13 protein-coding genes and 1 tRNA gene are annotated in these 9,662 nt (G+C 74.6%); 9 read left to right on the plus strand and 5 right to left on the minus strand.

Annotation, left to right across the window (positions count from 1 at the left end; translation table 11 throughout):
• Positions 1-182: 182 nt before the first annotated feature.
• The 5 genes from glp (at position 183) to sepX (ending at position 3,990) form a co-directional block, all read left to right on the plus strand.
• Positions 183-1,508, plus strand: a complete 1,326-nt coding sequence (glp, locus tag DVA66_RS12580) for a molybdotransferase-like divisome protein Glp (protein ID WP_114560399.1) — start codon at positions 183-185, stop codon at positions 1,506-1,508.
• Positions 1,508-2,011 carry a cyclic pyranopterin monophosphate synthase MoaC gene (gene moaC, locus DVA66_RS12585; protein WP_114560400.1) on the plus strand — a complete coding sequence of 168 codons (504 nt, stop codon included), beginning with the start codon at positions 1,508-1,510 and terminating at the stop codon, positions 2,009-2,011. The genes glp and moaC overlap by 1 nt, the downstream gene beginning before the upstream one ends.
• Before the next feature lie 10 nt (positions 2,012-2,021).
• On the plus strand, positions 2,022-2,510 hold the full coding sequence (locus tag DVA66_RS12590) for a MogA/MoaB family molybdenum cofactor biosynthesis protein (protein ID WP_114560401.1): 489 nt from the start codon (positions 2,022-2,024) through the stop codon (positions 2,508-2,510).
• Positions 2,507-3,133 (plus strand): GNAT family N-acetyltransferase, encoded by a 627-nt coding sequence (locus tag DVA66_RS12595; RefSeq protein ID WP_114560402.1) that lies wholly within the window; start codon positions 2,507-2,509, stop codon positions 3,131-3,133. The genes DVA66_RS12590 and DVA66_RS12595 overlap by 4 nt, the downstream gene beginning before the upstream one ends.
• Before the next feature lie 74 nt (positions 3,134-3,207).
• The gene (sepX, locus tag DVA66_RS12600; RefSeq protein WP_114560403.1) at positions 3,208-3,990 is read left to right on the plus strand and encodes a divisome protein SepX/GlpR; all 783 of its coding nucleotides are present in this window, start codon (positions 3,208-3,210) and stop codon (positions 3,988-3,990) included.
• 3 nt (positions 3,991-3,993) lie between these two features.
• On the opposite strand, the gene DVA66_RS12605 is transcribed toward sepX, so the two are convergent.
• Complete coding sequence (locus DVA66_RS12605) at positions 3,994-4,767, minus strand: siderophore-interacting protein (protein ID WP_114560404.1); 774 nt, start codon at positions 4,765-4,767, stop codon at positions 3,994-3,996.
• A gap of 120 nt (positions 4,768-4,887) precedes the next feature.
• Positions 4,888-5,487 carry a helix-turn-helix domain-containing protein gene (locus DVA66_RS12610; RefSeq protein ID WP_114560405.1) on the minus strand — a complete coding sequence of 200 codons (600 nt, stop codon included), beginning with the start codon at positions 5,485-5,487 and terminating at the stop codon, positions 4,888-4,890.
• 87 nt (positions 5,488-5,574) lie between these two features.
• Here DVA66_RS12610 and DVA66_RS12615 point away from each other — a divergent pair, with 87 nt between their 5' ends.
• From DVA66_RS12615 to DVA66_RS12625, 3 genes are all read left to right on the plus strand, one after another.
• Positions 5,575-6,510, plus strand: a complete 936-nt coding sequence (locus DVA66_RS12615; protein WP_114560406.1) for an NAD(P)/FAD-dependent oxidoreductase — start codon at positions 5,575-5,577, stop codon at positions 6,508-6,510.
• On the plus strand, positions 6,507-7,145 hold the full coding sequence (locus tag DVA66_RS12620; protein WP_114560407.1) for a class I SAM-dependent methyltransferase: 639 nt from the start codon (positions 6,507-6,509) through the stop codon (positions 7,143-7,145). The genes DVA66_RS12615 and DVA66_RS12620 overlap by 4 nt, the downstream gene beginning before the upstream one ends.
• An 81-nt stretch (positions 7,146-7,226) precedes the next feature.
• Positions 7,227-7,658 carry a hypothetical protein gene (locus tag DVA66_RS12625; protein WP_114560408.1) on the plus strand — a complete coding sequence of 144 codons (432 nt, stop codon included), beginning with the start codon at positions 7,227-7,229 and terminating at the stop codon, positions 7,656-7,658.
• 16 nt (positions 7,659-7,674) lie between these two features.
• Here DVA66_RS12625 and DVA66_RS12630 read toward each other — a convergent pair whose 3' ends face one another.
• Positions 7,675-8,427: an MBL fold metallo-hydrolase gene (locus DVA66_RS12630; protein WP_198671719.1), complete on the minus strand. Its 753-nt coding sequence runs from the start codon at positions 8,425-8,427 to the stop codon at positions 7,675-7,677.
• A 163-nt stretch (positions 8,428-8,590) separates the two neighbouring features.
• On the opposite strand from DVA66_RS12630, the gene DVA66_RS12635 reads away from it, so the two are divergent.
• A complete protein-coding gene (locus DVA66_RS12635) occupies positions 8,591-8,818 on the plus strand; it encodes a hypothetical protein (protein WP_114560409.1) in 228 nt (75 codons plus the stop codon).
• A gap of 50 nt (positions 8,819-8,868) precedes the next feature.
• Here the strand turns inward: DVA66_RS12635 and DVA66_RS12640 are convergent.
• Positions 8,869-8,944 (minus strand) — tRNA-Ala (locus DVA66_RS12640).
• Between the two features lie 53 nt (positions 8,945-8,997).
• The coding region (locus DVA66_RS12645) for a sortase domain-containing protein (RefSeq protein WP_232821934.1) at positions 8,998-9,662 on the minus strand (665 nt) is incomplete at its 5' end.

Consider the following 9,662-nt stretch of genomic DNA (forward strand, 5'->3'; position numbering starts at 1 on the left):
GGCCAGGTCGTCAGCGGCCCGCTGGTCGGCGGGCCGGGCGGCCCGGCGCTGCCGGACCGCCCGGCGGAGCAGCTGCTTGGCGCCGGACAGCGCCTCGTCGTCGGCGGAGGGAGAGGGCACCTGCCCAGTGTGGCGTCTCGACCTGCCGGGGAGCGCGCGGGCGCGGCACTAGGGTGGGGCTCATGCCCTTGTTCGGCCGCAAGAAGAAAGAGCCGGAGGTCGTGGTCGCCGAGCCGGAGGCCCCCCAGCTGCCGCCGCCGCCCCCGACCGACGAGCGCGGCTGGCGCTCGATGGAGGACCACCGCGACTACCTGCTCGACCAGGTGCACCAGCTGCCGGCCTTCGGCCAGCAGATCCTGGACGCGCTCGACCTCAGCATCTGCGAGGACATCGAGTCCGACGTCGACCTGCCCGGCTTCGACAACTCGGCGATGGACGGCTACGCGGTGCACTTCGGCGACACCCTCGGCGCCACCGAGGACGCCCCGGTCACGCTGGCCGTGATGGGGGAGATCGCCGCCGGTGACTGGAGCGAGGAGCCGCTGCCGCCCGGCACCGCGATCAAGATCATGACCGGCGCGCCGATCCCGCCCGGGGCCGACGCCGTGGTGCCCTACGAGGCCACCGACCGCGGCACCGAGGACGTCCTGGTCTTCGCCGCCGCCCGCGAGGGCCAGCACATCCGCCGCCGCGGCGAGGACGTCAGCGCCGGCGACGTGATGATGCGCTCCGGCGCCCGGGTCGGGGCCCGCGACGTCGGGCTGCTGGCCGCCATCGGCGTCGACAAGGTGATGGTGCGCCCGCGTCCGCGGGTGGTGGTGCTCGCCACCGGATCGGAGCTGGTGGAGCCGGGGCTGGCGCTGAGCAACCCTGCCCAGCTCTACGACTCCAACTCCTACCTGCTGGCCGCCGCGGCCCGGGCGGAGGGGGCGCAGGTGTTCCGGGTCGGCCTGGTCGGTGACGACGCCGAGGCGATCAAGCAGGCGATCTCGGACCAGCTGGTGCGGGCCGACCTCATCATCACCACCGGCGGGGTGAGCCAGGGCGACTACGACGTGGTCAAGGCGGTGATGCCCGAGCTCGGGCTGACCGACTTCTGCGAGGTGGCGATGCAGCCCGGCAAGCCGCAGGGCTTCGGGCTGATCGGTGAGGACCGGGTGCCGATGATCATGCTGCCGGGCAACCCGGTCAGCGCCTACATCTCCTTCGAGGCCTTCGTCCGCCCGGTGATCCGCAAGATGATGGGGGTGGAGCCGCTGTTCCGCCCGCAGGTGCGCGCGATCGCCACCCACCTGCTGCGCTCGGTGCCCGGCAAGAAGCAGTTCGCCCGCGGGCTGGTCACCACCGACCCGGCCGGACGCCGCAGCGTCACCGCCGTCGGCGGTCACGGCTCGCACCTGGTCAGCAGCATGGCCCGGGCCAACGCGCTGATCGTCATGGACCCCGACGTCGACCACGTCCCCGCCGGCTCCCACGTCCCGGTGTGGATGCTGGACGAGGTGTCGTGATGGCCGACCAGCCCGCACCGGGCGAGGCGAGCGGCGCCTTCCCGCACCTGGACGACCGGGGCCGGGCGCTGATGGTCGACGTCTCGGCCAAGGACGTCACCGCCCGCTCGGCCACCGCCGCCGGCACGGTGCTGCTCAGCGCGGCCTGCGTGGCCGCGCTGCGCGACGACACGGTGCCCAAGGGCGACGCGCTGGCGGTGGCCCGGATCGCCGGGATCCAGGCCGCCAAGAAGACGCCCGACCTGGTGCCGCTGTGCCACCCGCTGCCGATCAGCGGGGTCAGCGTCGAGCTGGCGGTGCGCGACCACGGCGTCGACATCGAGGCGCAGGTGCGCACCACCGGCCGGACCGGGGTGGAGATGGAGGCGCTCACCGCGGTCAGCGTCGCCGCCCTCGCCCTGGTCGACATGATCAAGGCCGTCGACCGGGAGGCGCGGGTGACCGACGTCCGGGTGCTGGCCAAGTCGGGCGGGCGCAGCGGTGCCTGGACCCGCGGCGACTGACCCGGCCCCGGTGCCCGAGGGCGCCCGGGCAGCGGTGCTGACCGTCTCCACCCGGGCCTCGGCCGGCGTCTACCCCGACCGCACCGGGCCGGTGCTGGTCGAGGCGCTGCGGGGCTGGGGGTTCGCCGAGGTCGAGGCCGAGGTGGTGCCCGACGGGCCGGAGGTGGGGCAGCGGCTGCGCGCGCTGGTGGCGGCCGGTCACGACGTCGTGCTGACCACCGGGGGCACCGGGCTGAGCCCCAGCGACCGCACCCCGGAGCAGACCGCGGCCCTGCTCGACCTCGAGCTGCCGCAGATCCCCGCCGAGATCTCCCGCCGGGGGGTGGTGGCCGGGGTGCCGACGGCGTTGCTGAGCCGGGGGGTGGCCGGGGTCGCCGGGCGGACGCTGGTGGTCAACCTGCCGGGCTCGCGCGGTGCGGTCCGCGACGGGCTGGCGGTGCTGGCGCCGTTGCTGGGTCACGCGGTCGCCCAGCTGCGCGGGGGCGGGGACCACGGGTGAGGAAGGTCGAGTGGCCGGTCACCCTCGAGCACGACCAGCCCGACGGCACCCGGGTGCACCTGCGCCCGATCCGGCGGCGCGACCGCTCGGGCTGGACCGAGGTCCGTGAGTACAACCAGGCCTGGCTGCGGCCCTGGGAGGCGACGCTGCCGCCGGGCTCGCCGCCCGGCCCGTCCACCTTCGCCGCCCTGGTCCGGCTGCTCTCGGAGCAGGCCCGGCACGGCCGGGCGCTGCCCTGGCTGATCCACCTCACCGAGCAGGGGTCGACCCGGGTGGTCGGGCAGCTGACGGTCAGCGGGATCGTCGGCGGGTCGGCGGCCTGGGGGCAGGTGGGCTACTGGGTGGACCAGCGGGTGGCCGGGCGGGGGATCGTCCCGACCGCGGTGGCGATGGCCGTCGACCACTGCTTCGCCAGCCTCGAGATGCACCGCATCGAGATCGCCATCCGGCCCGAGAACGCGGCCAGCCTGCGGGTGGTGGCCAAGCTCGGCTTCCGGCCCGAGGGGCTGCGTCCGCGCTACCTGCACATCGACGGCGACTGGCGCGACCACCTGGTCTTCGCGCTCAACGCCGAGGAGGTGCCGGAGGGGCTGCTGCGGCGCTGGGAGCGGCTGCGGGGCTGACCCCGTCCCCGCCGACCGCCGACACTCCGTCCCGCCTCGCCGACCGACAGGCACACCGCTCCTATGCTCGCGGCGTGGGTACGGGACTGATCTTCGCCGCCATCGTGGCCGCCTGGCTGGCCTACCTCGTCCCCCTCTTCCTCCGTCGGAACCAGGTCGACCTGGACGCCGACGACCCTGCCGACCACTTCTCCTCCTCGGTGCGCATCGTCACCAGCGGCACCGCTCCGCTGGTGGACCAGGACGGGGAGGAGATCAGCGACGTCGAGGTGTCCACGCCGATGACGCGCCGCTCGGCGATCCGGCGGATCCGCGGTCTGGAGCGCCAGGCCGCCTCGCGCCGGCGCCGGGTGCTGGTGGTGCTGATGGTCGGGCTGACGCTGTGCCTGGCCGCGGCGGCGCTGGAGCTGCTGCCCTGGTGGAGCCTGGCGGTGCCGGGCGGGCTGCTGCTGGTCTTCCTCGCCGTCGCCCGGATCACCGTGCGGCGGATGGTGCGCCGCCACGACCAGCTGGTGGCGCGGATCCGGGTCGGCTCGGAGGAGGAGACCGTGCTGATCACGGTCGGTGCGGTGCCCGAGGGCGCGGACGCGCCGGGTGCCCACGAGCCCTCACGCCCGCTGCGCGGTCTGTGGGACCCGATCCCGGTGACCACTCCCACCTACGTGTCGAAGCCGCTGGCGCCGCGGACCGTGCGCACCATCGACCTCTCCGCCCCCGACGTCACCTCCTCCGGACGGCGCACCCAGCCGGTGCTGGCCGAGACCGGGCCGGTGCCCGCCGCACCGGCTCCCGAGGTGGCGCCGCACGCGGAACCGGCGGTCGAGGTGGAGGACCGCCGGCGCGCCGTCGGCGAGTGAACCTCAGGCGGGCAGGATCTGCCCGATCGGCTCGCTCTTCTCGGCCTGGAACCGGTCCTCGGTGCGCCCGAACGCCCAGTAGCCCGAGAGGCTGACGCAGGAGCGCGGCAGCTGCCGCTCGGCGAAGAAGACGTCCCGCAGCGCCTTCATCGCCTCCCGCTCGCCGTGGGCGAAGACGTCCAGCGGTCCGACGGCGGGCCAGTCCAGCGCCCGCACCGCGTCGGGCAGCAGGCTGACCGCGCCCGGCTCGGCGCCGCCGCGGTGCAGCCAGGTCACCCGGACGCCCGGCGGCGGGGTCGGCAGCACCTCGTCGGCGGGGGAGTCGACCTCGAGGACCACCTCGCCGCGGGCGTCGTCGGGCAGCACCTCGACCGCGGTGCTGATCGCCGGCAGCGCCGAGTCGTCCCCGACGAGCAGGTACCAGCCGGCGTCCGGGGAGGGGCTGTAGGCACCGCCGGCACCGAGCACGCCGACCTCGTCGCCGGGACGGGCGTTGCTCGCCCACGGCGCGGCGACGCCGGCGGTGCCGTGGGTGACGAAGTCCAGCGTCAGGGTGCCGGCCGCGGTGTCCCAGGCCCGGACGGTGTAGGTGCGCCGCACCGGCGGCTCGCCCTCGACGGGGGTGAAGACGAGCTTGACGTAGCGGTCGGTGTGGTCGTTGGAGGAGAGCATCGCGATGTCGTCGCCGCCGAGCACCACCCGCACCAGGTGCGGCGCCAGCCACTCGGTGGAGCGGACGGCGAGGCGGGCGACGGGTCGGGCGGGTCGTGTGCTCATGGCCCGCACCCTAGCCGCAAGGTAAGGCTGTCCTAAATGTGACTCGTGGAGTGGATGCTGTGTGGTCCGGTCCGCCACGGATAAGCCTGGGTGGGCTTGGCCGGTTGAGCAGCCAGCCGGTCAAGCCCCTTCCCCGTCGGCCGGGCGCTCGCCGGGGTGCAGGTGCGCCCGCTCGCCGTCGTGGTCGAAGATCGTGAGGATCTCCACCGGCCCGTCCACGGCGGTGATCGCGTGCGGCACCATCGTGGAGAACTCCGCCGCCTCGCCCTCGCCGACGATGATCGTGCGTTCGGCCAGCTGCAGCCGGGCCGTGCCGGAGAGCACCGTGAACCACTCCCGCCCCGGGTGCACCCGCAGGTCGCCGGGGTCGTAGCGGTGTTCGGGGGTGACGCGCATCTTGGCCACCGTCGTGCCCCGCAGTGCGCGTTCGGGGGAGAGCAGCCAGGTCGTCATCCCGGGGTGGCTGCTCGGGTGCGGGCGGATCACCACGTCCTCGTCCTCGCCCGGCTCGACCAGCTGGTCGATGCTGGTGCCCAGGGCCCGGGCGATCGGGACGAGCTGGTCCAGCGCGATGCGGCGGTGGCCGGTCTCGATCCGGCTCAGCGTGGAGGGGCTGAGGTAGCAGCGGGCGGCCAGCGCGTCCAACGACCACCCCCGCGCGAGCCGGAGACCCCGGATGCGTTGCCGGATGAGGGCGTCGAGCTCCACTTCTTGCTCCATGCGCAAGAGCCTATGTCTGAGGCGCATGGCGCGTCTACCGTGGTGGTGTCGCCGGGGAGGACCCGGCTGAGGACGTGAGGAGACACCATGACGAACTACGACGTGGCCGTCGTCGGAGGCAGCTTCGCCGGGCTGAGCGCGGCCGTCCCGCTCGCCCGGTCGCTGCGCTCGGTGCTGGTGGTGGACGCCGGCCAGCCGCGCAACGCCCCCGCCGAGGGCGCCCACAACGTGCTCGGGCACGAGGGCATCGCGCCGCGGGAGCTGCTGGCTGCCGGACGCCGGGAGGCCGAGGGGTACGGGGTCGAGATCCGCGAGGGCGAGGTGGCGACGGTGCGCCGCGAGGGGGACGGGTTCGTCCTGACGCTGTCGGACGGCTCGACCGCCACGGCACGCCGGCTGCTGCTGGCGACCGGGCTGGTCGACGAGCTGCCCGACGTGCCGGGGCTCGCCGAGCACTGGGGGACCAGCGTGCTGCACTGCCCCTTCTGCCACGGCTGGGAGGTGCGCGGGAAGCGGATCGGCGTCCTCGCCACCGACCCCGCGGCGGTGCACCAGGCGCTGATGTTCCGCCAGCTCAGCCCGCACGTGACGGTGCTGCAGCACACGGTGGCCGACTTCGAGGCCGAGGACTGGGAGCAGCTGGCCGCCGTCGGCGTCGAGGTGGTCTCGGGCGAGGTGCTCCGGGTGGTCGGCGAGGACGGCGCCCTGCGGGCGGTGGAGCTGGCCGGTGGGCACGCCGTCGGCCTGGACGCCCTGGTCGTGGCGCCACGGTTCGTGGCCCGCGGGGAGCTCTACGAGCAGCTGGGCGGCACCCTGACCGAGGGTCCGCGCGGACGGTTCATCGAGGCTGGGCCGATGGGGCGCACCGCGCTGCCGGGGGTCTGGGTGGCCGGGAACGCGGGCAACCTGATGGCCTCGGTGGTGCCGTCGATGAGCGAGGGGATGTACGCCGGCTCGGCGATCCACGGCGACCTGATGATGGCCGACGTCGAGCGCGCGGTGCGGGAACGGGCGGCGGCATGAGCGCGCCGGCGGGGACCAGCGCGGAGTTCTGGGAGGAGCAGTACGCCGACCGGGACCCGGACTGGGTGACCCGGCCCAACGCGGCGCTGGTCGACACGCTGTACGGGCTGCGGCAGCGTCCGGGCTCGGCGCTCGAGCTCGGCTGCGGCCACGGCGGGGACGCGGTGTGGCTGGCCGAGCAGGGCTGGCAGGTGACCGCGACCGACGTCTCGGCCACCGCGCTGGCGCGGACCGCCGCCCTGGCGGAGAGCCGGCGACCGCTCGGCCGGGTGCGGACCGAGCAGCACGACCTCACCGCCTCGCTGCCGGCCGGCGAGTTCGACCTGGTCTACGCCTGCTTCTTCCACAGCACGCTCGGCATCGACCGGGACGCCGTGCTCGCCCGGGCCGCCGAGCGGGTCCGGGTCGGCGGGGTGTTCGTGGCGGTGGACCACGCCTCCTCGGCGCCCTGGTCGTGGACCGCCGACGCCGGCATCGAGTTCCCGAGCCCGCAGCAGACCCGCCGCTCGATCGGCCTGGTCGAGGGCTGGTCACCGGTGCGGGTCGCGGCGGTCCGGCGGCTGGCCACCGGGCCGGGCGGTCAGCAGGCCGAGGTGACCGACAACGTCGTCGCGGTGCGGCGGACCCGACGCTGAGGGCGGTGTCGCTGCGCGGGCCGGGGGACGTCTGGGGTTAGTGTGCGAGACCTGTCGTCGACCGTCTCGGAAGGGGTCCGGGTGTCCTGCATCCGCTTCAGCACCGACGCCATGCGCGAGCAGCTGCGGTCGGTGCCGGCCGAGCTGCGGGAGGCCAAGGTGGTCACCGGGGCCGCCGCGCCGCCGGTGACCGAGAGCAAGATCCGCCGGCTGCGGCTGCTCGCGGGCGACCCGGACCCCCGGATCCGGGCCAGCGCGGCGAGCAGCCACCACGCCCCGGCGGACCTGCTGCTGCAGCTGGCCCGGGACGCCGAGGTCGGGGTGCGGACGTGGGTGGCCCGCAACCAGGCCGCACCGGCGGACGTCCTGCGGGTGCTGGCGGGCGACACCGACGAGACGGTGCGCGGCTGGGTGGCCCTCAACGAGTCGACGCCGTCGGAGGTGGTCACCGCGCTGGGGGAGGACCCGAGCACGACCGTGCGCAGCATCGTCGCCTGGCGCGCGTCGGTCTGAGCCTGGTGCGGGCCGGCTAGAGCATCGGCCGGGCGAGCGCGATCTGGACCGCCTGCTCCACCCCCTCGGTCCAGGGACGGCCGTGCCCGGGCAGCAGGACGGCGTCGGGGTAGAAGCGCAGCCGCTCCAGCGAGGCGCGCGCCTGCTCGGCCGATGCGGTGGCCGCGCCGGCGACCAGGGTCGGCCCGGTGCGTGAGGTGTAGGGGTCGTCGGTGACCAGCGCGTCACCGACGAGCAGTGCGTCGGCCTCCGCCACGTGCAGGGCGCAGTGGCCGTCGGTGTGGCCGGGGGTGTGCACCACCAGCGGCTCGCCGGGTACCGGCAGCTGCTGCCCGTCGGACATCGGCTCCACACCGGTCACCGGAGGCACCCGCAGCGCACCGGCGCGGACCATCGACAGCAGCCCGGGCAGCGCCTTCGGGTAGCGCAGCAGGTAGCGCGGACGCGCGCGCTCGTGCCGGTACCGGTAGGGGTGCGCGGCCAGCCAGTGGTCGTCGGGGTGCAGGTACACCGGGACGTCCAGCTCCCGGCGGATCCTCGCGGCGGTGCCGATGTGGTCGAAGTGGGCGTGGGTCAGTACCACCGCCCGCAGGTCGGCCATCGAGCGTCCGAGCCCGGTGAGCGCGCGTCCGAGCAGGTCCCAGCTGGCCGGGAGGCCGGTGTCGACGAGGGTGAACCCCGTCTGGGCGTTCCCGAGCAGGTAGCAGTTGACGTGGTGTGCTGACACCAGGTGGACGCCGTCGGCGACCTGCTCCACCGTGTCAGCCACCGGGCACCTCCGTGCCGATGCGTCGCTGAATCACCATGGTCCCCGTCCTCCCGGCTCCTCCGTGCTGCGGGCATACCCCGGTCGGTCGGCCGCTCACGCGCCGCGAGGAACGATCTGTGGCGGCTGCCGGTGGCCCTTCGTGGCGCAGCCCTAGGCTGCGGTCGTGGCCTTCGACTGGAAGAGGCTGGAGCGGCAGGACCGGGAGCGCGCCGACCGGGCCGGCTTGGGCCTGGGCGTGGGCTGGCTCGTCGGCGGAGTCCTCGGGCTCGTCGGCACGCTGCTCGGCTGGTGGTCCGGCTGGGACTCGGCCGTTGTCGGGCTGGTGCTCGGGGTGATGTTCCTGGCCCTGTACCTGATGGTCCGGCGACGTCGCGCCGGACGGGACCGCTGAGGCGGCCGGGTCGGGGAGGGGACGTCGGCACGGACGGGTCCGGTGCCGGGTGGTGGAGCTAACGGGATTCGAACCCGTGACCTTCTCATTGCGAACGAGACGCGCTACCAACTGCGCCATAGCCCCTAGCAGGGAGCGACGATACCAGGCCGGACCAGGGCGGATGCAACTCCGCGGGCTCAGACCTCCTCGACCTCGACCAGGACGCCGATCTTGTCGATCCGGTGCTCGGGGTTGCCGAACTCGTCGCGCCAGAAGTTGCCCTCCGCGTCGTCCTCCGGCGTCGCGCACGTCGACAGCGTGATCATCGCCTCGGTGGCCTCCTCGCCGGGCTCGCCCGGCACCGGGGCGCGCTGCTCGGCCAGCGACTCGTCTGAGCGGAACGAGGTCTCGCGGGTGTCGGTGATCTCGTAGGTGTAGCGGACGCCGTCGGCCTCGACGTGCACCTCCTCGCCCTCCTCCAGCTCGGGCAGCTCGAGGAAGGCCTGGGTCGAGGACAGCCGGTGCGCGGTGACGATGTAGTTGCCGACGCCGCCGGCGCCGGTGCCGCCCTCCTCGCCGTACGGGCTGGCCGCCACCCCGCCGTCCTGGATCTCGGTGCCGGGCCCGTCGTCGGGAGACCCCTCGTAGGCGACGACCTCGAGGTCGTCGATGTCGATGGCGGGGATGCTCAGCTCGGCGTCACGCGGTTCGCCGTCGCTGGCCGCCAGCGTCGGGGTGGGGGTCGGTGTCGGCGTGGGGGTCGGGGTGGCCGAGCTGGCCCGGGGTGTCGGGGTGGCGCTCGGCTGGGCCTGGCTCGACGCGCTGGGCGAGGAGGCTGTGGTGGTACCGGACGGCGACGGGA

The sequence above is a fragment of the Desertihabitans aurantiacus genome, from assembly GCF_003344635.1.
In the GTDB taxonomy this organism is placed as follows: Bacteria; Actinomycetota; Actinomycetes; order Propionibacteriales; family Propionibacteriaceae; genus Desertihabitans; species Desertihabitans aurantiacus.